Source organism: Leadbetterella byssophila DSM 17132, assembly GCF_000166395.1.
In the GTDB taxonomy this organism is placed as follows: domain Bacteria; phylum Bacteroidota; class Bacteroidia; order Cytophagales; family Spirosomataceae; genus Leadbetterella; species Leadbetterella byssophila.
The window spans coordinates 2,051,538-2,076,626 of sequence record NC_014655.1 but is presented as its reverse complement, the minus strand read 5'-3'; the positions used below and the strand labels follow the sequence as shown (position 1 = coordinate 2,076,626).

21 protein-coding genes, 1 tRNA gene and 1 pseudogene are annotated in these 25,089 nt (G+C 40.4%); 10 read left to right on the top strand and 13 right to left on the bottom strand.

Annotated elements, in window-relative coordinates:
- Both LBYS_RS09740 and LBYS_RS09735 read right to left on the bottom strand, forming a co-directional pair.
- Positions 1–1,233: a dicarboxylate/amino acid:cation symporter gene (locus LBYS_RS09740; RefSeq protein ID WP_013408709.1), complete on the bottom strand. Its 1,233-nt coding sequence runs from the start codon at positions 1,231–1,233 to the stop codon at positions 1–3.
- Between the two features lie 179 nt (positions 1,234–1,412).
- Positions 1,413–2,405 carry a TonB family protein gene (locus LBYS_RS09735; protein WP_013408708.1) on the bottom strand — a complete coding sequence of 331 codons (993 nt, stop codon included), beginning with the start codon at positions 2,403–2,405 and terminating at the stop codon, positions 1,413–1,415.
- 160 nt (positions 2,406–2,565) lie between these two features.
- Between LBYS_RS09735 and LBYS_RS09730 the strand changes: the two genes are divergently transcribed.
- The 3 genes from LBYS_RS09730 (at position 2,566) to hemB (ending at position 6,650) form a co-directional block, all read left to right on the top strand.
- Positions 2,566–4,662 (top strand): prolyl oligopeptidase family serine peptidase, encoded by a 2,097-nt coding sequence (locus tag LBYS_RS09730; RefSeq protein WP_041824483.1) that lies wholly within the window; start codon positions 2,566–2,568, stop codon positions 4,660–4,662.
- Positions 4,663–4,742: 80 nt separating this feature from the next.
- Positions 4,743–5,591 (top strand): phytanoyl-CoA dioxygenase family protein, encoded by an 849-nt coding sequence (locus LBYS_RS09725; protein ID WP_013408706.1) that lies wholly within the window; start codon positions 4,743–4,745, stop codon positions 5,589–5,591.
- Between the two features lie 81 nt (positions 5,592–5,672).
- Positions 5,673–6,650, top strand: a complete 978-nt coding sequence (gene hemB, locus LBYS_RS09720; RefSeq protein ID WP_013408705.1) for a porphobilinogen synthase — start codon at positions 5,673–5,675, stop codon at positions 6,648–6,650.
- Here the strand turns inward: hemB and LBYS_RS09715 are convergent.
- From LBYS_RS09715 to lgt, 4 genes are all read right to left on the bottom strand, one after another.
- Positions 6,647–7,414, bottom strand: coding sequence for a 3-keto-disaccharide hydrolase (locus LBYS_RS09715; RefSeq protein WP_013408704.1), 768 nt, complete (start codon positions 7,412–7,414; stop codon positions 6,647–6,649). The genes hemB and LBYS_RS09715 overlap by 4 nt on opposite strands.
- 524 nt (positions 7,415–7,938) lie before the next feature.
- Positions 7,939–8,010 (bottom strand) — tRNA-Arg (locus tag LBYS_RS09710).
- 156 nt (positions 8,011–8,166) lie between these two features.
- Positions 8,167–9,393: a glutamate-5-semialdehyde dehydrogenase gene (locus tag LBYS_RS09705; protein WP_013408703.1), complete on the bottom strand. Its 1,227-nt coding sequence runs from the start codon at positions 9,391–9,393 to the stop codon at positions 8,167–8,169.
- Positions 9,393–10,205, bottom strand: a complete 813-nt coding sequence (gene lgt / locus LBYS_RS09700; protein WP_013408702.1) for a prolipoprotein diacylglyceryl transferase — start codon at positions 10,203–10,205, stop codon at positions 9,393–9,395. Before lgt ends, LBYS_RS09705 begins: the two co-directional genes overlap by 1 nt.
- 236 nt (positions 10,206–10,441) lie before the next feature.
- Here lgt and argC point away from each other — a divergent pair, with 236 nt between their 5' ends.
- Both argC and LBYS_RS09690 read left to right on the top strand, forming a co-directional pair.
- A complete protein-coding gene (gene argC, locus LBYS_RS09695) occupies positions 10,442–11,407 on the top strand; it encodes an N-acetyl-gamma-glutamyl-phosphate reductase (RefSeq protein WP_013408701.1) in 966 nt (321 codons plus the stop codon).
- Between the two features lies 1 nt (position 11,408).
- The gene (locus LBYS_RS09690; protein ID WP_013408700.1) at positions 11,409–12,527 is read left to right on the top strand and encodes an aspartate aminotransferase family protein; all 1,119 of its coding nucleotides are present in this window, start codon (positions 11,409–11,411) and stop codon (positions 12,525–12,527) included.
- Here LBYS_RS09690 and LBYS_RS09685 read toward each other — a convergent pair.
- Positions 12,522–13,892 (bottom strand): Gfo/Idh/MocA family protein, encoded by a 1,371-nt coding sequence (locus LBYS_RS09685; protein WP_013408699.1) that lies wholly within the window; start codon positions 13,890–13,892, stop codon positions 12,522–12,524. The genes LBYS_RS09690 and LBYS_RS09685 overlap by 6 nt on opposite strands.
- Before the next feature lie 217 nt (positions 13,893–14,109).
- Between LBYS_RS09685 and LBYS_RS09680 the strand changes: the two genes are divergently transcribed.
- Positions 14,110–14,667 (top strand): YceI family protein, encoded by a 558-nt coding sequence (locus LBYS_RS09680; RefSeq protein WP_013408698.1) that lies wholly within the window; start codon positions 14,110–14,112, stop codon positions 14,665–14,667.
- 28 nt (positions 14,668–14,695) lie between these two features.
- On the opposite strand, the gene LBYS_RS09675 is transcribed toward LBYS_RS09680, so the two are convergent.
- From LBYS_RS09675 to LBYS_RS09665, 3 genes are all read right to left on the bottom strand, one after another.
- The gene (locus LBYS_RS09675) at positions 14,696–15,985 is read right to left on the bottom strand and encodes an ATP-grasp domain-containing protein (protein WP_013408697.1); all 1,290 of its coding nucleotides are present in this window, start codon (positions 15,983–15,985) and stop codon (positions 14,696–14,698) included.
- On the bottom strand, positions 15,978–16,676 hold the full coding sequence (locus tag LBYS_RS09670; RefSeq protein WP_013408696.1) for a WbqC family protein: 699 nt from the start codon (positions 16,674–16,676) through the stop codon (positions 15,978–15,980). The genes LBYS_RS09675 and LBYS_RS09670 overlap by 8 nt, the downstream gene beginning before the upstream one ends.
- 79 nt (positions 16,677–16,755) lie before the next feature.
- Complete coding sequence (locus tag LBYS_RS09665) at positions 16,756–18,027, bottom strand: DUF349 domain-containing protein (RefSeq protein ID WP_013408695.1); 1,272 nt, start codon at positions 18,025–18,027, stop codon at positions 16,756–16,758.
- A 132-nt stretch (positions 18,028–18,159) separates the two neighbouring features.
- Here LBYS_RS09665 and ettA point away from each other — a divergent pair, with 132 nt between their 5' ends.
- The 3 genes from ettA to LBYS_RS09650 are packed head-to-tail and all read left to right on the top strand — an operon-like array spanning position 18,160 to position 21,463.
- Positions 18,160–19,821: an energy-dependent translational throttle protein EttA gene (ettA, locus tag LBYS_RS09660; protein WP_013408694.1), complete on the top strand. Its 1,662-nt coding sequence runs from the start codon at positions 18,160–18,162 to the stop codon at positions 19,819–19,821.
- Positions 19,822–19,824: 3 nt separating this feature from the next.
- On the top strand, positions 19,825–20,646 hold the full coding sequence (locus tag LBYS_RS09655) for an aminotransferase class IV (protein WP_013408693.1): 822 nt from the start codon (positions 19,825–19,827) through the stop codon (positions 20,644–20,646).
- A 49-nt stretch (positions 20,647–20,695) separates the two neighbouring features.
- Positions 20,696–21,463, top strand: coding sequence for an RsiV family protein (locus tag LBYS_RS09650; RefSeq protein ID WP_013408692.1), 768 nt, complete (start codon positions 20,696–20,698; stop codon positions 21,461–21,463).
- Here the strand turns inward: LBYS_RS09650 and LBYS_RS09645 are convergent.
- Positions 21,436–22,452: a hypothetical protein gene (locus LBYS_RS09645; protein ID WP_013408691.1), complete on the bottom strand. Its 1,017-nt coding sequence runs from the start codon at positions 22,450–22,452 to the stop codon at positions 21,436–21,438. The genes LBYS_RS09650 and LBYS_RS09645 overlap by 28 nt on opposite strands.
- An 82-nt stretch (positions 22,453–22,534) precedes the next feature.
- Between LBYS_RS09645 and dusB the strand changes: the two genes are divergently transcribed.
- Positions 22,535–23,563, top strand: a complete 1,029-nt coding sequence (gene dusB / locus LBYS_RS09640; protein WP_041823571.1) for a tRNA dihydrouridine synthase DusB — start codon at positions 22,535–22,537, stop codon at positions 23,561–23,563.
- Here the strand turns inward: dusB and LBYS_RS09635 are convergent.
- Complete coding sequence (locus LBYS_RS09635; RefSeq protein WP_187287883.1) at positions 23,560–24,669, bottom strand: DUF2130 domain-containing protein; 1,110 nt, start codon at positions 24,667–24,669, stop codon at positions 23,560–23,562. The genes dusB and LBYS_RS09635 overlap by 4 nt on opposite strands.
- 281 nt (positions 24,670–24,950) lie before the next feature.
- Positions 24,951–25,085 (bottom strand): annotated as a pseudogene (locus LBYS_RS18765) (four helix bundle protein); the annotation flags it as partial.
- Positions 25,086–25,089: the final 4 nt, after the last annotated feature.

Sequence of the window (25,089 nt, the reverse complement as noted above, 5' to 3'; positions counted from 1 at the left end):
TTAATTGGCGTTAGGTTTCAATTCTCCTTCCCACTTCGCCACCACTGCAGTAGCTACGGCATTTCCGGCTACGGATGTTGCAGATCTACCCATGTCTAACAACCAGTCTACAGCAAAAAGAAGAACAAGTCCTTCTGCTGGTAGGTCAAACATGGCCATGGTTCCGGCGATAACCACTAGGGAAGCGCGAGGAACTCCGGCAATTCCTTTACTAGTGATAAGAAGTGTTAATAACATGGTGACTTGTTGTCCTAAGGAGAGATCAATGCCATAGGCCTGAGCGATGAAACCCGTGGCAAAGGTCATATACATCATTGACCCATCTAGGTTAAAGGAATAACCAAGGGGTAAAACAAAGCTGACTATCCTTTCAGGAATTCCAAATTCTTTCAATTTTTCTATCTGCATAGGCATTGAAGCTTCAGAGCTTGCGGTTCCGAAGGATAGGAAAAGGGCATTTTTTACGTATGACATCAATTTCCAGTAAGGAACTTTGGCCACAAAACAAATAGCCGGCAATACCACTACAAGGAAGAAGATAAGTGTAGCGAAGAAGCAAATGATCAGGTATAGATAATCACTTAGAATTCCTAAGCCTTTTTGTGCCACTACTCTGGCAACCGCACCAAATACGGCGTACGGAGCAAATTCCATAACGTAGTTCACTACTTTGAACATGATTTCGGAAATAGAATCTAGTCCTTTGATGATCACTTTGCCTTTATCACCTATAGCTGCTGTACCAATTCCGAAGAAAATAGCAAAGATTACAATTTGAAGGATTTCATTTGTAGCTAAAGCTTCGAAAATACTTTCAGGGATTAAGTGCTCAATAAAGTTATTGATGGTCATTTTCTTTGATTCTATCCCCGTAGACACTCCTGCATCAGGAAGTTTTCCATGCATTCCTGCGCCAGGTTTAAGGATATTCACCGCAATTAGACCTGTAATTAATGAAAGAATTGTGGCGAAATAAAAGTAACCTAAGGTTTTAAGTCCTATTCTACCTACGAGTTTGAAGTCGCCAAGCTTCGCGATACCTACGGTTAAAATAGAGAACACTAGTGGCCCGATGATCATTTTGATCAGGCGAAGGAAGATGGTACTTAATAGGTTAAGGTAATTGCTCCATTGTTCAATTGATTCTGAAGAAAAGCTCTGGTTAATGATGTAACCCACAATTATACCAAGAGCCATGCCGATGAAGATCTTAGCAGTAACGTTTAATTTCATAGTAGATAATAAAATGATGTGATAGGGCAGTATTCTCCCATCTTATCGTAAAGATAGGACGATGCATCCGCAGATTAAAGAAATAAATAGATTTTTATCCTGATAAGTAAGCTCAGGTATTGGAAGGTATGCATGTTTCCCTGAACGGGAAAGGGCAGTGCTATCTGCCCTTATAAGTGCTATTTACAGTATTTTTCGTACAATGGTACGGCTTTCTTCTGTTCCAAAAGAAGTAAATACGAGAGACTTTCACAGCCGTCTTCTTTTCTTTTCAAAGCAAAGGATACTTCTGCATGTTTAAAGTAGGCGTCTATATTCAGGGGGTTATAGTCTATAGATTTCTTTAGGTAGTTAAATGCACTTCTATAGGCACCATCCTTAATAAAGTTTGTTCCATAATCTAAGTACATCTTGCTATAAGCAATAGAATCTACTTGAGAAGTAATCTTTCTGTCTTCATAACCCAGATTAAAGTCATATTCCATTTCCACGCTAACCTTTTCTCCTTTGAATTCAGCCGGCTCCCAAAGTCCTTTTGTCTTTAATACAGCTTGTATCAATTTGTCGTTAAATCTATTGTTCGAAGAGGCTACCACCTTTACTCCTGTAACGTCTCCTTTGGAAGTGACTACAAACCTTACCACAAATCCTCCTTTTCTATATTCTGGAAATCCGAAGTTTTCAAAGATGAAATCTACGGGTGTCATGGTTTTATGGCGAAACTGAGGTTCCACTCTGCCTGATTCAGAAATAAATACGACTTCTCCGTTCTTCGCCTTATAAGCCTCTGGGGTATACGTTAGGTCATATAGGTGTTTTGGGGAAAGGATTAGTCGGAAATCTAATTCATCTGATTCTAATGCGGTCAATACCAGTTTGATTTCAGATAGTTCTTCTATCTTCATTCTCAAAGTAGATACTTTTATGATACTGTCCTCTAAGACTTGATAGCGAATCCGCTGTAAGCGCCCGCTATTGAAAAGATCTACTGAATCTTTCGAAACGAAGTTCAGATCAAAATCTACATTGAGTGTTTCAGGGTCATAATAGGGACTTCCGTCAATTCTCGTAATATCTGTTTTTTTCCAATTTTTCAGAAGTCCCGGAGGTACGGTACGCTGACTTATAGCAGAAAAGTGGATCAATATAAGACCAAGCAGAAATAGGCGCATATGTAACCAGTTATGTATTCTTGTACAAATGTAATAACGGACCTTTGTAACAAAAGGTTTTTCACTTAGATGTTTTTCAATGGAAAAGGTTGTATTCTCTTGCATTTTTTTTGGACAAAGGGTGGGAATTTCTAGTTTTGCAAAGGAAAACTATTACTTAATGAAAAAAATCTTATTACTACCCTTGATTGGCTTAAGTACAGCCATTTACGCACAGATGAAATATCCTGAAACTCGTAAAGTAGAACAAATAGACGTCTATCATGGCGTACAAGTGTCTGATCCCTATCGTTGGTTAGAAGATGACAGATCTCCGGAGACGGAAAAATGGGTAAAAGCTCAGAATGCATTAACACAAAAACATTTGGACCAGATTCCCTTTAGAACCTCTTTTCTTAAACGTCTACAGGAGGTGTATAATTATCCCAAGTATTCAGCACCTACGGAAAAAGGGGGATGGAATTATTTTTATAAAAACGACGGACTCCAAAATCAATATGTTCTCTATAGGCAAAAGGGCGAGACTGTAGAGAAGGTTTTGGATCCTAATACTTTATCCAAGGATGGAACTACCGGCTTAGCACAATTCGTGTTAAATAAAGCAGGTTCTTATGCAGCTTATGCCTTGACGCACGGGGGCTCAGATTGGCAAACCGTTTACCTCATGGATATGAAGAACCTGCAAACCATGGGCGATACCTTGAAGTGGGTGAAGGTTTCAGGTTTAGCATGGGAAGGGGATGGTTTTTATTATAGTAGATATCCTCAGCCGGAAGGTAGTGCCCTTGCTGCCGTGAACGAGAATCACCAGGTATGGTATCACCGTTTAGGCACTTCTCAAGACCAGGATATTTTGATCTATGAAAACAAAGAGGAGCCCAGAAGATTCCATTATTTGTATACGTCTGAAGATGAGGATTTAGCTTTCTTGAGTATTTCAGATAGAGGCAAAGGATTAAAAGGGAATGCCCTTTATTACAAACGTAAAGGAGAGAAGAATTTTTCGCCTATCATCGCAGAGGTAGGTAATTCAAGTTATAGCGTGGTTTATTCTGAGGGAGATGAGCTCATTATTCAAACGAATGATCAAGCACCTAATGATAAGCTTTTAAGTTATAATTTACAGTCCAAAGCATGGAAGGAAATGGTACCTGAAAGGAAAGAACCCATGGTTTCTGTAAGTACTGCTGGTAGGAAACTATTCGTGGCATATCTCAAGGATGTGACCACAAGGGTAGAGCGATTGAATCTCCAAGGACAGTTAGAAGAGGTGGTTCAATTACCGGGTGTAGGAACTGCAGGCGGTTTCCAAGGTAAGAAGACAGATGAAGAGGTATTTTATTATTTTACTTCGTTCACAAATCCATCTACTACGTATATCTACAATCTAAAGACTGGAAAATCTACAAGATATAGAAAGCCTGAAGTAAAGTTTGACCCTGAAGCATTTGTGACGGAACAAGTATTTTACGTGTCCAAAGACGGGACAAAGGTGCCCATGTTTATCACCTATAAAAAAGGTACTCCAAAGAACGGAAAGAATCCAACCTTGCTTTATGGATATGGAGGTTTTAACGTAACTCTACAACCTGCATTTTCAGCCATGTTGATCCCGTTTTTAGAGGAAGGCGGAGTTTATGCTCAAGCCAATATCAGAGGAGGTGGAGAATACGGGGAAAGCTGGCATGAACAGGGTACCAAGTTAAAAAAGCAAAATGTTTATGACGATTTTATAGCAGCAGCAGAATATTTAATCCAAAATAAATTCTGTGATAACGAGCATTTGGCGCTCAGGGGAGCATCTAACGGAGGTTTGCTCGTTGGGGCTGTAGTAAACCAAAGACCTGATTTGGCGAAAGTAGCCATTCCAGAGGTGGGTGTTATGGATATGCTTCGTTTCCATAAGTTTACTATTGGGTGGAACTGGGTAGCCGATTATGGTTCAGCGGATAATCCGGAAGAGTTTAAAGCCATTTATGCTTATTCTCCTATGCATAATATTAGGGAGGGTGTGAATTATCCGGCTACACTGATAACTACAGCAGATCATGATGACAGGGTGGTTCCTGCGCACTCTTTCAAGTATGCGGCAACCTTGCAAGAAAAGGCTGGTAAGTCCAGTAAAAATCCTCTGTTGATCAGGGTGGAAACGCAATCCGGTCATGGTTCAAGTAATACCCAAAAGATGCTTGAATTAACGGCAGATATTTACGGTTTCATTTTTTATCATACAGGTGTTCAGCCTTTCACTAAATAAATGAAGAAAAGCTAGTAGAGTAAATTGGTATTGCGCGAAAAAATTATAAAATTCGCGCAATTATTCCCCATATATAAATCATGAGTCGTCGTTTAAGCTATACGATAGGTAATGAGTCGTATGAATTTTCAGTAGAGGGTTCTCCTGAGTTTAAGTGTGGTAAAAATGAGCGTTTATCTCGCGAAGATACGGACATCGTTTATCATCAAGATTGGTATCAGGAAGGATATACGGTTAAACCATTCTTGAGTGAATCTGAGTTTGCTTATCTAAAAGAAGGTTTGACGAACAGTGTTGCGGCTCTGATCCGAGAGGAGTTGAACTTGGAGGTTCCTGCAGATTTTGTGCTGGAGAATTACCATCATTTGGTTAAGAATAGTGAAGACCATTATAAAGTAGTTCGTAGGACAAGGGACCTTTTTGCTGAAGATTTTAACTTCCCTGTAAAATCCATACTGCCTAAGTTCGAAGCTATTTTGGGTTTTGGATTGACAGATATCAATCCGGAAGATGGAAAGGAGCTTCATATTATTGTGAGAATCAACAGGCCTGGTTCTAATGATTTCAATCCTCCACATAAGGATGTGTATGAAAGAGTGGACGAGGCGAACTACATACCTCCTTTTGTGAATCTTTGGATTCCTATTGCAGGAGTTACGGAAAACTCATCGTTGCCTATTGCACCCGGTAGTCACTTGATTTCAGAAGATCAGGTTTGTAGAACCTTTGATGGTGCCGTAGTGGAAGGCAATAAGTACAGAGTTAGGATGATTGAATCCTGGGGCGGAAGTACTCATTTGGAGCGTGCTAAGGTGAAGGATGGAGATGTACTATTCTTCTCGGGGCATTTGATCCATGGATTAGCTGTGAATGCTGAACCGGATATGACAAGAGTAGCCTTGGAGTTCCGATTATTTAAGAAGGATTGAACTGAAAGCCAGTAAAAAATTGTTATTTTTATATGAAGGCGACCTGATCAGGTCTGCCTTTTTTTCTTAAATATATCGTCCATGTTAATACTCAACAGAAGGCCTCGTAGAAACCGCGTAAGTGCAGGTGTGAGGGATATGGTGGCAGAGCATAGTCTCTCTGTGAATGACTTTATTTTCCCCATGTTCGTGCAAGAAGGAAAGGACATTAAGGTAGAGATCTCTTCTATGCCGGGGATTTACAGATTCAGTCTGGATCAATTATTGGTGGAGATAGAAGACGTGGTAGCACATGGAATCAAGTCTATCTGTTTATTTCCAAATTATCCTGAAAGTAAGAAGGATGCAGTAGGTTCCGAGAGCTACAAGGAAGGAACCTTGTATTTGAATGCTTTATCAGAAATCAAAAACAAATTCCCTGAATTAGTAGTGATGACGGATGTGGCTTTGGACCCTTATAGTTCAGATGGTCATGACGGAATCGTGAAAGATGGAAAGATATTGAATGATGAGTCAGTAGAAGTGTTGGTGAAGATGTCTGTAGCCCAGGCTAAGGCAGGAGCTGATATCATCGGGCCATCAGATATGATGGACGGCAGGGTTGGTGCTATTAGACAAGCACTGGATGCTGAAGGATTTACCCATACCTCCATTATGTCATATACTGCGAAATATGCTTCAGCGTTCTATGGTCCATTTAGGGATGCATTAGAGTCAGCTCCTAAGTTTGGAGACAAGAAGACCTATCAGATGAATCCGGCTAACGTGAAGGAAGCTATCCTTGAGGCTGAGTTAGATTTTGAGGAAGGAGCTGACATGTTGATGGTGAAACCTGCATTCTCTTACTTGGACGTGATCAAGACTTTGAAAGAAAATTTCCCATTGCCTATCACGGCCTATAATGTTTCCGGAGAATACGCTATGATCAAAGCGGCTGCCCAGAACGGTTGGATAGACGGAGATAAGGCCATGATGGAAATGCTGATCAGCATGAAACGTGCAGGGGCTGATATTATCTTGACCTACTTCGCGAAAGACGCTGCCCGACTATTGTCTTAAAGCTTTTTGATCTTAATATTTCTGAAATCAATTTCCTGGCCCTCACTCTGTAGTCCTATATACCCGGATTTCAGGGGAGTGCCGGGAATGAATATCTTCGGATCCGCACCATTCACTACCCCGCCTCCCATAGTAGGCTTTGTGTATTCTAGGACTACTTGACCGTTGATGATATGTCGGATCAAGGAATCCCCGTAAACTATTAATTCAGCTTTTACCCACTCTCCGGGTTTAATGGTAGGGGAATTTGAATCTATGCAGTGCCTCGGATCTTTCTCTCCTTGATAGACCACATCTGTACCTGGCGAGCACATGTTCCCTGTAGGACGCGGAACACCTGGTTTTTCTTCTGCTAGGAATTGCATCTCTACGGAAATGGGCCAATCCTGCTCTTTTAATATGGTCCTAGGGTCTTGAGAATGGAACATCACTCCAGAATTCAAATGCGTGTAGGAAGGAGCGTCAGTCCTCCAGATACCTGTGAACTTATACTCTAAACTGAGGTGGAAGTTTTCGTAAGGTTTCTTGTAGAAGAGGTGACCGTATCTTTCATTGAAGGAGTCATATCCGTCATATCTAACCTGGATTACTCCATCTTTCACCCGGTAGGTATTGGCATAGTTATCGCCGTACTCGTGGTGATGGATTTTCGGAGTCCAGCCTTTTAGGTTCTTCCCGTTAAAGATGGCCTTTTCTGCCTTGCAAGAAACAAGGAGTGCCAATAGGATTAGATAGGTATAACGCATAGGTGAGTTGTATTCCATTCAAAAGTAAGGTAAAATCGGGGCATGTGCAAAGGATATTGCCGTCAGATGAAGGTCCTTGAATTTTTGCCTCATCCTTTAGGAAGTACATATCTAAATTATAGGTGCAATAAGTTTGACAAGTTGTGCACTAAACATTCACGACTACTTTTTCATATGGTGATTTTTCAGGGTGAACTGGCAGATAGTTGCCTCACCAACTGATTTCTGCATCAGAGTAGTTCTCTACAGGAAAGTTTATCCTCCTATTAAACATATTATTCTTGATGAAATTCGGGCAATGAAATTAAAAAAAACAGTAGGCCTTTGGTGTCATTTCTGATCATACTGGATTCCTGTGAAGGTAGCAATGCGTGTTCCGGAGAAGCTTTTGGAAAGCGGCTCATATGGGAATGGCAATCTGCGAAAATTGATACTTATGGAAAACTTGCAACATTAAAGGAGGATACGCACAATGTTGATTTTTTAGATTTAATCTTCCGCCCATAAAAAAAGGCGCAAGTTCTTCAACTTACGCCTTTAAGTGGTCTCAGCGGGAATCGAACCCACATCTAAAGTTTAGGAAACTTCTATTCTATCCGTTGAACTATGAGACCTCCGATTTGGACTGCGAATATCGGAATTTTCGTCTTAATTTCAAACAAAAATCCCTGATACCATCAGGGACTTTGAAGCTGTTTACCAATATGTATGAATGTGTACTGGCAAAGATGCTTTGTTATTATTACTTCAAAATCAACGCAATATTATGTTTATCTTATTTGACCTTCACCTAGGACTATCCACTTTTCAGTAACTAGTTTTTCAAGGGCGAAAGGCCCTCTGGCATGAAGTTTTTGAGTGGATATGCCTATTTCGGCACCTAATCCAAATTCCCCTCCATCAGTAAAGCGCGTAGAGGCATTGTGATATACTGCCGCAGCGTCTACTTCCTGCAGGAATCTTTGGGCCTCTTCTTCATCCACTGTGAGGATGGCTTCGGAGTGTTTCGAAGAGTACTTTTGTATGTGGGCCAAAGCTTCATTCAAGTCCTTAACCGTTTTGACACTTAGCTTGTAATCCAACCATTCCTTACCGAAGTTTTCTTCGAGAGCCGGTGTAACGGGCACTTGTAATCTTTTAAAATAGGGGAAGCTCACTTCATCAGCATATACAGATATGCCGTACTGCTCCAGGCCGCTTTTCAACAGTGGAGCCAGGGACTCTACCACATCTTCATGCACTATTAAGCAATCCAAAGCATTACATACTGAAGGGCGGGATCCTTTGGCATTGATGATGATTTTAGCCGCCATTTCTAAGTTTGCATTTTTGGCTACATAGGTGTGACATACACCGGCACCAGTTTCAATGCAGGGAATCTTGGCGTTTTCGCGTACGTAATTGATCAAGGATTGGGAACCTCTGGGTATGATCAGGTCCACATACTTCTCCGCCTGAAGGAGTTCTGTGGTATATCTTCTATCTGTGGGTAAGAGCTGGACTAATTCTGTGGGAAGTCCTGATTTTGCTAACGCTTTATGTAAGATGCTTACTAAAGCGGTATTGGAATAAAAAGCTTCTTTTCCTCCTTTTAATACTGCTGCATTGCCCGAAAGTAAGCAAAGTACCGCCACGTCTATGGTGACATTAGGGCGAGACTCATAGATGATTCCGATTACCCCCATAGGCACAGTGATCTTCTTTAATCTTAAGCCATTGGGTAGGATTTTATCTATCAATACCTTTCCTACAGGATCTTCCAGTGTACTTACCTGCTCCACCGCGCTGGCTAGTCTTTCTATTCTACCCGCATCCAGAAGTAGTCGGTCATACAGAGGGTCAGAGGTAGGAAAGGAGGCCAGATCTTTCGCATTGGCCTCCAAAATATCATTACTATACCTTCTTAGTAATTTGGCAATTTCAAGCAAGAGAGCTGCTCTTTGCTCATAACTTAATCTTCTTAAAGCAATGGAAGCTTGTTGGGTTTGTTGTAGCATTACTGCTTTGCGGATTGATAAGCTTTGTACAGGAAGAATAATCCAATCAGTATAGCCGGAATACTCAAAAGCTGACCCATGTTCCACTGCATAGCATCTTCAAACTCCACTTGGTTCTCTTTCGTAAACTCGTACAAGAAGCGCAATACAAACACCCACAGGAAGAAGATTCCTGTCAATAAACCTTGAGGAGTCTTCTCTCTCCACTTATTGTAAAGGAAGATCAGTACCAGGAATAATATCAAGCAGGATAGTGATTCATACAATTGAGAAGGGTGACGAGGTACCTGAGTAAACTCGAAGTTTTGTTTGAAGATTACTGCCCAAGGTACATCTGTAGGTTTACCCACAATTTCCGAATTCATAAAGTTTCCGAAACGTATAAATGCACCTCCCAGAGCACTAACAATGACCAAGCGGTCTGTTAGCCAAAGGTAATTATATTCAGGATGTTTTCTTTTGAATAATAGGATCCCTATTAATACTCCAAAAGCAGCTCCATGACTGGCTAATCCGGCATAAGGAGGCATCAGCATGTCATAGATGAATGCTCCCGGGGCTTCGAAGAAATGTTGACCCTCATAGAAAATATAGTGCCCCATACGGGCACCCAAAACGATAGATAGGATCATGGTGAGCAATAAAGCATCCAGATCTTTGCTATCCTTCTTCTCAATCTTAAAAGCCCAGGCAATGATTTGATAGCCAATAACAAATCCTAATGCAAAACAGAGGCCATACCAGCGGATTTCAAAGCTGCCTAGTTTAAATATGATGGGGGAAACGTCCCAGACAATCTGTAGCCAATTCATAAGGTTTATTAAATTTCAAATGTAAAAATAAAGTGTAAATGGGCAGGTACAGCGAAAGTGCACTTATTAATTTCTTTCATATAGTGAAAATTACAAGAATTTCCTACAAGATAAGGTTTTAATCTGTACTTTTGTACCATACTTCTAGTCACCGGAATTGAACTTATTCTGCTACATATTGCCCCCTCGAAGCGGACACCGACGATAAGCCAGTTCCAGAAATTATTCCATTTAACATGCGTTCCATTAAAGTAGGAATCATAGGGGCGGCCGGTTACACCGGTGGCGAGCTTCTACGGATTCTCATCCATCATCCTCAGGCAGAGCTTGTATTTGCCAATTCACAGAGTCAGGCCGGCAAACCTGTTTATGTTACTCATACGGATTTGCTGGGAGATACTGATCTGGTATTTACTGCTGATTTCCCCTTCCACGAAGTGGACGTGATCTTCCTTTGTTCAGGTCATGGGCAGTCGAAAAAGTTTTTGAGCGAACATGATATTCCTTCTCATGTTAAGATCATTGATTTGAGCACCGATTTTAGGGATGAATCAGAAGGATTTGTGTATGGCTTGCCGGAATTAAATAGAGACAGAATCAAAACGGCTCAAAGGTTAGCTAATCCGGGTTGTTTTGCTACGGCTATCCAATTGGCTTTACTTCCTATGGCCAATCTTGGTAAACTGGGTGAGGTGCACGTCTCTGCGGTAACAGGCTCCACAGGTGCCGGACAGGCTTTGAGTGCCTCTACGCATTTCTCCTGGAGAAATAATAATATTTCCATTTACAAGGCATTTACGCATCAACATTTAAAGGAAATAAAACAGAGCTTAGGCCGGTTGCAAACTGGATTTTCTGAAGAGGTCAACTTTATTCCTTATAGAGGAAACTTTACTCGAGGCATTATGGCTAACGTCTATTTTAGATATGAAGGAAGTCTAGAGGAGGCTGTTGAAGCTTATCAAGAGTACTATGCTTCTCACCCTTTCGTGCATTTATCGGCTAGTCCTATAGACGTAAAGCAAGTCGTAAATTCAAATAAGTGTATAATAGAATTGCAAAAGGAGGGAGATAAACTTCTGATTACCTCTATCATTGATAACCTTGTAAAAGGGGCATCCGGTCAAGCGGTTCAAAACATGAACCTCATGTTCGGATTAGAAGAAAAAGCAGGCTTACAACTTAAAACCATATCTTTCTGAGATGAAATTATTTGATGTCTATCCCATCAATCATATTGAGCCTGTGAAGGCTTTAGGAACTACCATTTGGGACAAAGAAGGTCAGGAATACCTGGATCTTTATGGTGGCCATGCCGTGATTTCTATTGGTCACTCTCATCCTTATTATGTTCAGAAGGTAAGTGATCAGCTTTCTAAATTGGCTTTCTATTCTAACTCTGTTGAAATTCCTTTGCAACAAGAATTAGCAGAGAAATTAGGGAAAACTGCAGGTTTAGAGGACTTTAGATTGTTCCTGGTAAACTCCGGAGCAGAAGCAAATGAAAATGCTTTGAAACTAGCCTCTTTCCATAATGGAAGGAAAAAGGTTATCGCTTTCAAGAAAGCCTTTCATGGCAGAACTTCAGCTGCCGTAGCGGTGACAGATAACCCTAGTATCAGGGCGGCATTAAACTTCGCTGAACATGTAGAGTTCTTGCCATTCAATGATGTCGAAGCGGTGAAAGCAGCAGTAAATGAGGAAACTTGTGCTGTAATTGTGGAAGGTATACAAGGAGTAGGAGGTATTCAGGTGGCCACAGACGAGTTCTTGAAAACCATCAGAGAGGCTTGTGATGCACATGGAGCAGTAATGATTCATGACTCTGTTCAATGCGGTTACGGTAGAAGTGGTAAATTCTTCTCTTTCCAATATAGTGGAGTGCAACCGGACATAGTTTCCATGGCTAAAGGTATGGGTAATGGATTCCCAATAGGCGGTATTTTGATTTCTCCTAAATTTGAATCTAAGCACGGTATGTTAGGTACTACTTTCGGTGGAAATCACTTGGCTTGTGCGGCAGGTATTGCCGTTTTAGATGTTATCAATGAGGAGAAGTTAGTTGAAAATGCCTCTAACGTAGGCTCCTTCTTATTGGACGAACTTAAAAAGATGTCTAATATCAAAGAAGTGAGGGGTAGAGGTTTGATGATAGGTATAGAATTAGAGCAAGCCGTAGGCCCCATCCGGAAAGCACTATTGGAACAAGATCACATCTTTACCGGAGTGGCAGGCGCTCATATTATACGTCTGCTCCCTTCATTGGCATTGAAGAAAGCAGACGCTGAAAGATTCCTAGAGAGTTTTAGCAAGTATTTATAATACATCTGTTAGATCAGAGATCTTAATGGGTTTGCCGCTCTGTATAGATTTACGGGCGGCAATCCCTATCATAATGGACATTACTCCATCTCTCAATCCCGCTGAATGCCTATAAGGATCATCTGCATTAGGGTTTAAAAAGATTTTATCTTGCAATCTCCTGTCTCCCCCTCCATGTCCGGCTTTTTCTGAGATCACATTCACTACTTCATAGTTTTCCCAGTTTCTGTAGAGGATTAAAGGTTCTACATTTTGTCCCTCTTTGTGACCTTGATCCATTTCTAAGGCATGAAGTTTTTCTTGATCTATATTTTCTCCTTTTAGCCATGGAATATCAAGCCAAGCTTCTATTCTGCCTTTCTGCCCATTAAAAGCTATTCTCCAACCTTCAAATGGAGAGTATGTTGTCAGAGAGTAGTTGACCACTGTATTGCTCTTGTACTTGATTTGGGCAGACATCTTGTCGTAGATATCTATCTCCTCACGGAAAAGGCAGTTGTCACGGATATATCCGTCATGTTTTTCATTTTCTACGTAAAGTCTCATATCTTCCGAACTTTTTGTGATGTCCCAGAAGTACTTGCATTCTTTAGTATGTGCGCATTTTCTGCAGGACTCTCCTCTGAATGGGCCATTTTTCCCGTAATGCTCTAATGCCCCATAGGCAAACACTTCCTGTGGAGTATCATCCAGCCACCAATTGAGTAAATCAAAATGATGGGTGGCTTTGTGCACCCAAAGAGAACCTCCTCCGTTCATTTGTCCGTGCCAGCGACGGAAATACGAAGCTCCGTGATGGGTGTTGAGGTACCAATTGAAATCAACGGATGTGATTTGACCAATCGCATTATTTTGTAGAAGTTCTTTGATTTTTGTCATGTATGGACTCCATCTGTAATTGAATCCAACGATGAGATTCCTTTTGCTTCTTTTTTCGGCTTCAACGATTTGCTTACATTTATCTTCATCTGTAGTCAAAGGTTTTTCTGTCAACACGTCTGCGCCGAAGTTAAGGCCTTTGACTATAAATTCATGATGGGTGGAGTCTTTTGTACAAACGATGACCAGGTCCGGTTTGTTCTCCTTCAACATTTTATCAAAATCCGTATACACGGGACAATTAACCCCCATGTATTTTTTAGCGTATTGAGCTCTGCCTATATTATGGTCACAAAGACCTACAAATTCCAGCTTTTCGGGATATTGGTCCACCAGGCGTTTTCCCCAAAAGGAAGTTCCTCTAATTCCCGTCCCAACAAGGACCACTTTTAACTTTCTATCCATGCCGTATAGGGGAGAGGTGAGAGCTGTTCCGGCAGCCAGCATACTGAGGGAGTAAAGGAATTCTCTGCGATTTGTTTTCATGTTACCCAAGATTTTAGGTAAATAAATACAATTTATTATAAATATTCTTAGGTGCAATAGTATATTTTAATGCAAACGTTCTCGGTGAAAATTCAAGTATATATGGAAGATTCGGAGATTAGTTTTTTGTTTACCTTGAAAATAAATTTGACATTAATTAGAATATTTTTAAATTAGCATCGTGTATATACATGAATTAACATTTTAAACGATCAACATGAAAAAATTTATTCTATCTGTTGCTGCTGCATTAGTATCCACCTTCACTTTTGCGCAAGACTGGGTTTTAGACAAAGCTCATGCTAATGTAAGTTTTACCATTGTTCACTTGAAGATTTCTGAAGTAGATGGAAACTTTGGTAAGTTTGACGCAAAGATGACTTCCTCTAAAGAAGATTTCAGCGATGCAGTATTTGAATTTACGGCAGAAGCAAGCTCAATTAATACAGGAAATGAAAGACGTGACGGTCACTTGAGAAGTGATGATTATTTCGGAGCGGAGAAATTCCCTACCTTATCTTTCAAGAGCACATCTGTTAAGAAAGTAAGCGGAAATAACTATCAGATTGTAGGAAATTTGACCATGAGAGGGGTTACTAAGCCAATTACCTTAAATGCTACTTTCAGAGGACCTATTGAGGGACGCCAAGGTAAGAAGATTGTAGGTATCAAGGCTACAGGAACTGTTAACAGAGTAGAGTTCGGAGTAGGTAAGTCCGGTGCTGCTGTTGATGATGAAGTTGAGATCAAAGTTTCAGGAGAATTCTCCAAATAAAAAAAGAGGCCTGTGGTAAAACAGGCCTTTATTCTTTCCAATCTATTAGTGTGCCTAAAGCATCCACGTCAAAGACCGGTATTCCAAGTTCTTCTTTGACTTTTCTTCTTTCTTCAAAAGCATTGTCTATAAAGATCACTTTTTCCCTCTCTGTGATGTATTTGTATTTCTCATCTTCCATATCTATATGAATGACTTGGTCGAAAAGGTTCTTTGAGATGGACAGATCTTCTAAGGTCTGGTCAAGATCATATCTATGCTTTGTGATCAGTTTGAGTGTTCTGCCTTTGTTCTTCTGATGATAAAGGAACATGATGACGTTAGGATTGACCTTGCCATCTTTTGTTATCGTATCATCGAAGTCCACATATAAGGTGTCGTATTCTAGATCTACGGTATATCTTGAAAATAGGGCTCTGTCTACTTCGATCTTGTAATCGTTTGGAATGACTTTCACATCAAAACCCAGGTAATCGTAAATCATTAGGAGGGGAAAGTTCACTCCAAGTCCTCTGTAGAGATTACCACTTCCGGCAATCTTCACTGAAGCTTCAAGGAATTTAAGCTCACCATTGACATCTCTTTTTAATTGGAAATACCAGGATCCTCTTATTTTCAATTCTTTGGATACGATTTCTCCGATTTCTTTGATCTCAGGAGTGAGTGGAACTGACGTAGCTTGAACGGCTATTCCGTCAAATACTCTTTGTCTTTTTCTTGGACCCATAAATAGAACTTCACCGTGTCTATTGGTAAAGCAATCTATGGTAAACTCTTCACCTGGAAGAAGCTCCATTAATACATAGTTCTCAGGATCTTCTATGGATTCAAGTGTTTTCTGATCATCTACAATAAATGCGCCTTTGCTCCCTTGTCCTTCATCCAGTTTGGCATAAATAGGGAAGGTGGTTACGTCTTGAATCTTTTCATATACCTTAGGATTGAAGGAATAAGAAGAGAATAATTTGTATAGTTTCTTTTTACTGCGGCACACTTCTGCTTGCCAGAGTCCGGGAACGGCCACCTTCGTTTTGATTTGATCTTGGTTTTTAGCTAAATGTACTAAAACGGAATCATGAGTGGGCAGGATCAGATCTATTTCTTCTTTCTCAATCAGCTGATTTAAAGCCGAAAGGAAGTTTTCATCTTTGATATTGGGAAAGTTGCCGTAATAGTTTTTATAGATCATCCTTCCGTGGTCTACTCTTCCGGATGCCCCCACGAGTCGGATATTCATTACGTCCTTTAAGGCCAAATGTATCTCCAGGGCACTTTCGGCGCCGCAGGGAAATACGAGTATATTTGTCTTTTTATTCATCTTTTTTAATCAGCTCAAAGTTGTTTAGCCAGGATATAATCTGTTCCTGGGGATTGTACATCATCAGATCTAATATGGAAAGCCAGGGAACGAATGGTTTTCCCCCTTGTTCATATTCTATGGGTTTCGCTTTATGGAAATGGAGTTCTATTCCTTCCGAGTTAAAAGCGGTGGTTTCGTACAATTCTAAGCCTCCAATGGGGTTCAGATAATAAGTTCCTCCCGTTGCCTTTACTAAAGCGATTACCTTTTCTTGTGCTTTTAAGCTATGGTCTATATCTAAAGTAGAAGAAATGACCAAAGGGGTTTTGATCTGAAGATATTTACAGACTTCCTGAATGGAGTGGAAGATATAACGGAACAGGTTGTTTTCCGGATATCTGAATATCTCCTCCATGATGGGGAATACCTCTGCAAAGAAAGGGGCCTTTCTATAGTTTTCCTTCATCTTTCTCAGGATTTTCTCTCGATCTTGAGGCCAGGTATCGCTTAGGCTTCGGTCTCTAACGTCAAGGTAATCCGAGTCTTTTTTTAAGCTAAGGCTAAAGTACTCGTCTGAGCCGTTTTGAAGCATGCGATTTCTATGAAACCAACCTTTCTTGCTAAATTGTATATTGTCATACACAATAAACTCGTCAACGGCTGCAATGAGTTGGAAGTAGCCAATGTACGGTAGAAAGTAGGGTTGCATGATAGCAACCTTCTTAGTTGTAAGTTCCAAAGATAATAAGTCAAAAAAGCCGAAAGTGACACTAGGTCACTTTCGAAGGTTATAGACTTGCTGCTTTCTGGCGTAATTCTTCTAGAATTACTTCTTTCATCAGCAGCTTTCGTTTCTGTGTTTTGAGATTGCTTTGCATCATCTTCTCCATCTCTTCGTCCACTCTCTGAGTTTCGTAAGATCTCACCAGTTCATCCAGGTCAGTACGGGCTCTACGCACTATACTTTCCATTTCTCTGTATTTGGTTAGATCTTTTTGTTTTTCACTCAGGAAGTTGAAGGTAGGATATTTCCTAGCGATCACTTTATGAAGATAACTCAATTCAAAGATCTTGTCACAAGCAGCGCGGAAACGTTCAGCGATGTTTCTGTCTGCCAAATGAGGTGGGATGCGTATGGTTTTCCATTCGTTCAATAGGAATTTCGCACGAGTAGTAGCTGCTACCATATCATCAGATTCAGATAGCTTTTCTACTTCTTTCACCATATTCATTTGAGCTTCCACTCTTGGATCCACCTTTCTCTTAGGCTGGATACCTTTGGCTCTACAATATCTTTCGTAGAATTGAGAAGTAGGTCTTTTGAAGTTTTTGAACAGGGCTTTTAGGATCTTTGGAGGGATTTCTCCAATGATCTTCCATTCGGTTTGATAGTTTTTCAAATCCAGGAAGGCCTCATCCCAGTCGGTGCGTCCAAGTAATTCTTCTGCTTTGAAAATAAGATCCGTGTATTTCTTGATTCTCTCTTCTATGACACGATTTTGCTCTTCAAAATGTGCTTTTCTGGCTTGATAGAAGTTGTCTAAGATGGTCTTGAATTCCTCTTCTATAGCGGCGTTCAAGTTCTTTTCAACCGGACCTGTACGTATCCATTTTGTTCTGATTTCCTGCAGGGCATCTGCAGCATCTTTCCAATCCTGGCTGAATTCGTATTGTTTGGCTTCATCAATCAGTTGTCTCTTGATCTCAAGGTTAGACATTTGATTTTGTGAAATCAAACTTACAAGTTCTTTTTCAAGAACATCCAGCTTGTCCAGTAGAGGTAAGAAATTACCAATACCGTCGAAGTTCAGTAAACGTTTGCGTAGTTGAAGAAGTTTAGTGAGATAAGAGCCTTTGTTTTGAGCTGTGGCTATCTCTTCTTCTAGTTGGTTAACTTTTGCTACAGCAATCTCATACCTTTTTTCAAAGTACAAAAAAGCTTCTTCAGGTGTGTTCTTTACTTCTCCGATTTGCCTGTCGGGCATATCTAAGTACCCTTTCAAAAATACCTTACCGTCAAGGACGTAAGCGTATTCATTTTCTAACGTGACGCCTTTCATATAACTAGGGAGTGGCTAGGTTAAAATTATATTGTTTTTTTGGTTTTGAGGTGTAAAAAAAGTAGATTTTTTGCACATTACAAAGTAAGAACGCGATATTTGTGTATTAAATTACATTTTTGTTACATTTTTATGAGTGAACAGATTATCTTTTCGATGGCGGGGGTGAGTAAGGTGATACCTCCTAATCGTCAAGTACTAAAGAATATTTATCTTTCCTTTTTTTACGGTGCGAAAATTGGTGTTTTAGGTCTCAACGGCTCCGGAAAGTCCACTCTATTACGTGTTATTGCAGGCATTGATAAGAACATTACCGGTGAGGTAGTTTTCTCACCTGGTTATACTGTGGGCTTACTAGAACAAGAGCCGCAACTGGATCCTGAGAAGACTGTAAAAGAGGTAGTTGAAGAAGGTGTAGCGGAGATTGTAGCCCTGTTAAAAGAGTTTGATGAGATCAATGAAGCCTTCGCTGAGCCGGATGCAGATTTTGATAAATTGATGGAGCGACAAGGAGATGTTCAAGAGAAGCTTGACGCTTGTGATGCTTGGGAATTAGACTCCAGATTGGAGCGGGCTATGGATGCTTTACGTTGTCCTCCAAGTGATGCGAAGATCTCTACTTTGTCCGGAGGAGAGAAGCGTAGAGTAGCGCTTTGCAGATTACTTCTACAGCAGCCTGATGTGCTCCTTTTGGATGAGCCTACTAACCATTTGGATGCGGAATCCGTGCTTTGGTTAGAACAACATTTGAACCAGTATAAGGGTACAGTTATTGCTGTAACTCACGATAGATATTTTCTTGATAATGTGGCAGGTTGGATACTGGAACTTGACAGAGGAGAAGGTATTCCATGGAAAGGAAATTACTCTTCCTGGTTAGAGCAAAAGCAGAACCGCCTAGCGCAAGAAGAGAAGACTCAATCCAAGCGTCAGAAGACTTTAGAGAGAGAATTGGAATGGGTGAGAATGTCTCCAAAGGGCCGTACGGCTAAATCCAAGGCACGTTTGAATGCATATGATAATCTATTGAATCAGGATGCGAAGGAAAGAGAAGAAAAGTTAGAGTTGTATATCCCGCCAGGACCTCGATTGGGTAATAAGGTGATTGAAGCCAAGGATATTAAGATGGGCTTTGGAGACAGATTACTCTATGAAAATCTTAACTTTAGCTTACCTCCTGCGGGTATTGTGGGGATTATAGGGCCGAACGGTGCGGGTAAAACTACTTTGTTTAAGTTGATTACCGGCCAATTACAACCTCTGGAAGGTACTTTTGAAGTAGGGGAGACGGTACAGCTTTCTTATGTGGATCAGGAGCATAATGCTTTGGATCCCAATAAGACGGTTTATGAAATGATTTCAGGTGGTAATGAATGGATTACCTTAGGAACCAAGCAGATGAATGCCAGAGCATATGTGAGCAAGTTCAACTTTGCTGGTTCTGATCAAGAGAAGAAAATAGGTATACTCTCAGGTGGAGAAAGAAACCGTGTTCATTTGGCATTGATGCTGAAGGAGGGGGGCAATTTATTACTATTAGATGAGCCAACTAACGATTTGGACGTAAATACCTTACGTGCCCTAGAAGAAGGTTTGGAAAACTTTGCGGGATGTGCAGTAGTGATTTCTCACGACCGCTGGTTCTTAGACCGAATTGCTACGCATATCCTAGCTTTTGAAGGAGACTCTGAAGTAGTTTGGTTTGAAGGTAACTTCACAGAGTATGAGGAGAATCGTAAAAAGAGACAAGGTGACGTGGCTCCAAAAAGAATTAAATACAGAAAACTACAATAAAGCATGCATCACTGCTGGCTAAATGGAACCGTTACGCCGGTTAAAGACGTTAACTTCCATTTCAATGATTTGGGCATTCTGAGGGGATATGGTTTGTTTGACTACTTCAGAACCTACAACGGAAAACCTTTCCAGTGGGATTGGTATTGGGAAAGATTTGAAAGATCTGCAAAGATTCTTAGGATTCCTTTGCCTCTGAATCAAGAGGAAACATACAAAGTGGTTATGGATCTATTTGCTGCTCAAGGGGGGCAAGATTGTTCATTCCGCTTCCTTCTAACGGGTGGATTTACAGATGATTCCATCACCATGAAGAAGCCTAATCTGCTGATCATTTCAGAAGATTTGCATCATGACACTCCTGGTGAACATGAGAATGGTATCCATGTGATGACTTATGATTTTGTGCGGGACTTGCCGATGTTGAAAAGTATTGATTATAAGCATCTTCTTATTCTTAGACAAGATTTTCCGGCCAAAGGTGTTACGGATGTACTTTACCACAAAGATGGGTACATCAGTGAACTTAGTAGATCTAATGTTTTTCTGGTTTCCGGACAAAAGTTGATTACACCTGATCAGCATATACTAGAAGGAATCACTCGTAGAACGGTCTTGGAGTTGGCCAAATCCGATTTTGAGATAGAAATTCGTCCGGTGACATTACAAGAAACCTTAGAGGCGCCGGAGGTATTTACTACTAGTACTACCAAACGTGTTTTACCTATCACAAAGATTGATGATACCGTTATCAGCAACGGAAAAATAGGTCCCGGATCTAAATTCCTTTTGGACAAAATAAATGAGTTTGTAAAGAACTGGTGAGGCAATTTAAGAGGGTGTGAGGGCGTTTTAAATGAAATAAACTATAATAATGTTTAGATTATTTATCGCACTCACACTTTTTACATTAATACGCTGTTCCACAAGCATTTCTGCAACAGAAAAAAAGGTGGTATTGTCAGATTCCACTGAATTTTACACCCTGCATATTGAATATCCGGATGATTACCGAGACGTGGATGGGGTAATGAAAACCTTCAGTCATGAGGCTTTTGATAAGAAAAAAGAAGAATGGAAGGTAGGAGGAGAGCTGTATAATGAGGAGAAGAAGGTGAGCGAGATGTTTGCTGATCGTGCTTATGTGAAGTATGCCTACCACCAGGAATTTGAATCCTTCCTTGAAGATTCCTTAGAAACCATTTCCTATCTGTTTACTATTTATGAATATACAGGAGGTGCTAATGGGAATGTGATTACAAAAACCTTTACATTCAATAAAGACAAAAAGCTGGTAGATATCCAAGATATACTGGATTTTAACGATTATAAAGATATAAAACTTTCACGTTTGCTAGCGGATAAGGCTTTGTCAGATACCACGCTATTCTTTAAAGATTTTGTGGAGCCGGGTTTAGGACTCGCTTATTTAAAAGGGGATGGGATTACTTTAGATCATGATAAATGCAATTGTGATGGATATTTCTTTGGATCTAATTTTCAAAATTTCGTCATAAGAAAAGATGGGATTACTTTCTATTTCGACAAATACACTCTTGCTCCCGGGGCTGCCGGCATTACAAAGGTACATTTGAGCTGGGACGAATTAACACCTTACTTGAAGAAGCCTCTGCCTTTCTGAGGGGGAGGGGTGACAAAGTCAAATCTTGCAGAAGGTGTATTTTTATAAAGAGCTATGAGATACGGCCACCAAATATCGGTGGCTTTTTTTAGTTCCTTTGAAGAGTAATAGCGGTTCTCACCCATGAGATGGCTGTCCGGATAAGTTCTCCCAAATGTGTAAGGATCATGACATTCAAGCCATAGTTGGTCATCTATTATCTTATAGCCCTTTACTAAGATAAAATGCCCCCAATCTGGAGATGAGGCGTTATAAAATCGATGTGTGCGTTCTACAGGGCTAGTGTTTTGTTCGGTATAATACATATCTAAACAAAGGATAAAAGGAATCCCCTGATCTAGCATGGAAATCATGGTGTTTTCATATTGAGATGGATCTTGAAGGCTTAGATATCGTGTTTGTAATCCTCTTTCTTCCAAAAACATAGAAATGTCATAAGTGTACCACCATCCGCCTAAAGGTCTGATGGTATTTCGGGCATATTCGATGGTATTTGTATAAGTAGAATCCTTCCACAGGAGTGACATGGTGGAGACCGCCGGTCCACAGTTGATGTATTGATAAAGACCAGAGCCTCCTTGATCTAGGTAGTAGGAATAGGTTTTATTTAATGATTTCATCTGGGTCTGGTAGGTTCCCAAGCCGTAGTTCTTCCAAACAGAACTTGGCTTGATAGGGTATTTCTTGACCAATTTATCTTTATGAAATACTTCAATATGGGTAATGCCTCGAATGTCAATTTGGTCTCCGGGTTTTATTGAGGTTCCATTCGCTTTAAGTTCCCCATCCTCACTTATGGCAAAGTCAAATGAAACGGCATTTGCTAAGGTGTTTAATCCTAATTCAGGCCGTAGGGTGTCCGCCTCTAGATCCATTTTTTGATGGTCTATAAGGAGCTGAGATAATGAGATTTCCGGTTCCGGATTAGAGGTTGAATTATCACAGCTTATAATAATAAAGGAAACTAACGGTAAAAGAAGCTTTCTCATTTTCAAGGTCTTGTGGCTTAAATATCGGCCATTTTTCTTGAAAATCGAACGAAAAGGAATGAAAATGGATTATTTTTGCAGTATGGTTAAGATAGGCAATATAGAATTAGGTGAGTTTCCACTGCTTTTAGCACCTATGGAAGACGTGAGTGATCCTCCGTTCCGCCAAGTGTGTAAAGAGAATGGAGCGGATATGATGTACACGGAATTCGTGTCCTCTGAGGGTTTAATACGGAATGCCGTGAAAAGTGTGAGGAAGCTGGATATCTTTCCCTATGAAAGACCTATAGGTATACAATTATTTGGGTCTGATGTAGAGACTATGGCAGAATGTACCAAGATTTCTACGGAAGTAAATCCTGATTTAATTGATATCAATTATGGTTGTCCGGTCAAAAAGGTAGCTTGTAGAGGAGCTGGGGCGGCCTTGCTTCAGGATATTCCTCTAATGGCTAGAATGACGGAGGCTGTGGTCAAAGCCACGCATCTTCCTGTTACGGTTAAAACACGTTTGGGGTGGGATGATAGTACAAAGAATATTGAGGAGGTAGCCGAAAGATTACAAGATGTAGGCATACAAGCTTTAACCATACATGGCAGAACCAGGGCGCAGTTGTATAAAGGTGAGGCTGACTGGTCTCTGATCGCTAAAGTGAAGAATAATCCAAGGATCAAGATTCCTATCTTCGGAAACGGGGATATTGATTCTCCTGAAAAGGCGCTAGAGTATAAGAACAGGTTTGGGGTTGATGGGATTATGATTGGCAGAGCGGCTATTGGTTATCCTTGGATTTTTAATGAGATCAAGCACTATTTTCAGACGGGTGAATATCTTCCGGCACCGAATATGGAGCAGAGGGTTAATGCTGCTACACAGCATTTGAAATTCTCTGTGGAATGGAAAGGGGAGACCTTAGGGATTCTGGAGATGCGCAGACATTATTCTAATTATTTCAAGGGATTACCCAATTTCAAAGAACATAGAATGAAGTTAGTCCAAAGTATGAATCTGGAGGAAATATTAGAAACTTTAGATTTCGTGAAGAGGGAATACGAAGGGGTGACTTTAGAAACAAAGGCAAAGGTAGTAGAATACGGAGGGGTAGATTAAATCTCACCCTCCGGTAATTCCAAGTGCTGAATAGGGGCAATAGCATTACCGGCTATCCCTTTGATAGATCCGTACATGTCTATGGTGTTATCAATCACCTTTTCTATCTGTACTTCTCTTTCTTTCCAGATCTTTTTCATCGCTCTTTTTTCTCTTTCCAGTTCCTCTTTCATGCTACTGAAACCTTCCACTATGGCTTCTAATTGTTGGCGAAACTGAGTGCCGGTCAGATAATTATATAGCAACCCCATTTTATCTGTCTTGTTTTCCTGTATTGACTTGACACTTTGGGTTTTCAGTAAGATTTGTCGGAGCACGAACACTAAGCTTACCACCTCTTGGTAGTTGCAGACCCAGATGCCTTCTTTTTGTCCGAAACGTTCCATGTCTTTAGGCATGACTTGAGTTACTAGCACGGCTATTTCTGCTCCTAAGGCTCTTTGGTCATCTTTTAGCTTCTCTATCCAAGCTTCTGACCAGTTTTGAGTTCGTTTACTTTCAAAGACTATCTTCCCGCAGATCTGCCCGAATTCGTTAATGACGGTTTGGATGGCATCAGCTCCTCTGATACCTTTACCCACTTCTTCTATGGTGTCATAGACAAAGGTTCTTTTGAGAATTTCTTCTAGGGCAAGTTCCTGGATTTCTCCTTGCAGCTGCATAGACCCTTGTTCCGCTTTTCTCTTCATTTCATTGATGAGAGCTTTTTGGTCTTCCAGTTTCTTTTCAAACTCTTTTTTTACCAGTTCAAATTCTTCGTCTTTCTTTTTCTTTGCTGCTTCTTCTATCAAAGAGGTTTTTTCCATGAGCTCTTTTTGAAGTTGGATCTTCATGAGTTCTTGTTGATGTTTGAGCTCTTGTTCCTTCTTAAGAAGTTCGAGTTCCTTTTGACGATTAGCAACGATCTCTTTTTGTTTGGCTTCTAGATCTTGTTTAAGCGCCGCGATAAGGGAGGCATTTTTCTCCTCTATTTTCTTCTGAGCCTCTTGTTGGGCTATGCTCCAAAGTTTCTTTTTCTCTTCGGTTTCGAAATGTTTTTTATCTTCATCCAATTGTTTTTTGAACTGTTCCATTCTTAGCGCAAGTTCTTTTTCGCGCTGTTCCATGTTTTTTTTCAGTTCAATTTCGAGGTGCTTTTGCATGGCCTCCCCTGCGTCAAACTTGTGGCCGCAATTTGGGCAAACGGAGATTGGAGACATAGAATTTTGAGTTTTGGCTTGGGTATAAAGATACAAAATTTGGCTTAGACTAATAATTAATGACTAAGGATGGTTCATTTTTATTTGATTTTAAAGAGTCCTAACAGTATAAATAAGCATTCTCTAAATAATTATCGATTTGGCAATTAGTGTATTTGCAGTGTCTTTATCCAAATAATGCGTATCTCTTAACAGATAAAGCCAATAACGAGTTTCATTGGAATTTTTAGTGCTATTGACATTTTGCTAATGAAGTCAGGTCTACTTTGTGCGTATTCTGCTTCCAATATTTTTGCACCTATCGCTGTGGCAGATTTCAATAATTGC

Bases quoted from the DNA above. Each gene is read 5' to 3' on its own strand.
- LBYS_RS09740 (WP_013408709.1), bottom strand. From the start codon at position 1,233: ATGAAATTAAACGTTACTGCTAAGATCTTCATCGGCATGGCTCTTGGT.
- LBYS_RS09685 (WP_013408699.1), bottom strand. From the start codon at position 13,892: ATGAAAACAAATCGCAGAGAATTCCTTTACTCCCTCAGTATGCTGGCT.
- LBYS_RS09650 (WP_013408692.1), top strand. From the start codon at position 20,696: ATGTTTAGATTATTTATCGCACTCACACTTTTTACATTAATACGCTGT.
- argC (WP_013408701.1), top strand. From the start codon at position 10,442: ATGCGTTCCATTAAAGTAGGAATCATAGGGGCGGCCGGTTACACCGGT.
- LBYS_RS09735 (WP_013408708.1), bottom strand. From the start codon at position 2,405: ATGCGCCTATTTCTGCTTGGTCTTATATTGATCCACTTTTCTGCTATA.
- LBYS_RS09645 (WP_013408691.1), bottom strand. From the start codon at position 22,452: ATGAGAAAGCTTCTTTTACCGTTAGTTTCCTTTATTATTATAAGCTGT.
- LBYS_RS09705 (WP_013408703.1), bottom strand. From the start codon at position 9,393: ATGCTACAACAAACCCAACAAGCTTCCATTGCTTTAAGAAGATTAAGT.
- LBYS_RS09670 (WP_013408696.1), bottom strand. From the start codon at position 16,676: ATGCAACCCTACTTTCTACCGTACATTGGCTACTTCCAACTCATTGCA.
- ettA (WP_013408694.1), top strand. From the start codon at position 18,160: ATGAGTGAACAGATTATCTTTTCGATGGCGGGGGTGAGTAAGGTGATA.
- hemB (WP_013408705.1), top strand. From the start codon at position 5,673: ATGTTAATACTCAACAGAAGGCCTCGTAGAAACCGCGTAAGTGCAGGT.
- LBYS_RS09715 (WP_013408704.1), bottom strand. From the start codon at position 7,414: ATGGAATACAACTCACCTATGCGTTATACCTATCTAATCCTATTGGCA.
- LBYS_RS09690 (WP_013408700.1), top strand. From the start codon at position 11,409: ATGAAATTATTTGATGTCTATCCCATCAATCATATTGAGCCTGTGAAG.
- LBYS_RS09675 (WP_013408697.1), bottom strand. From the start codon at position 15,985: ATGAATAAAAAGACAAATATACTCGTATTTCCCTGCGGCGCCGAAAGT.
- LBYS_RS09730 (WP_041824483.1), top strand. From the start codon at position 2,566: ATGAAAAAAATCTTATTACTACCCTTGATTGGCTTAAGTACAGCCATT.
- LBYS_RS09655 (WP_013408693.1), top strand. From the start codon at position 19,825: ATGCATCACTGCTGGCTAAATGGAACCGTTACGCCGGTTAAAGACGTT.
- LBYS_RS09680 (WP_013408698.1), top strand. From the start codon at position 14,110: ATGAAAAAATTTATTCTATCTGTTGCTGCTGCATTAGTATCCACCTTC.
- LBYS_RS09725 (WP_013408706.1), top strand. From the start codon at position 4,743: ATGAGTCGTCGTTTAAGCTATACGATAGGTAATGAGTCGTATGAATTT.
- dusB (WP_041823571.1), top strand. From the start codon at position 22,535: ATGGTTAAGATAGGCAATATAGAATTAGGTGAGTTTCCACTGCTTTTA.
- lgt (WP_013408702.1), bottom strand. From the start codon at position 10,205: ATGAATTGGCTACAGATTGTCTGGGACGTTTCCCCCATCATATTTAAA.
- LBYS_RS09665 (WP_013408695.1), bottom strand. From the start codon at position 18,027: ATGAAAGGCGTCACGTTAGAAAATGAATACGCTTACGTCCTTGACGGT.
- LBYS_RS09635 (WP_187287883.1), bottom strand. From the start codon at position 24,669: ATGGAACAGCGCGAAAAAGAACTTGCGCTAAGAATGGAACAGTTCAAA.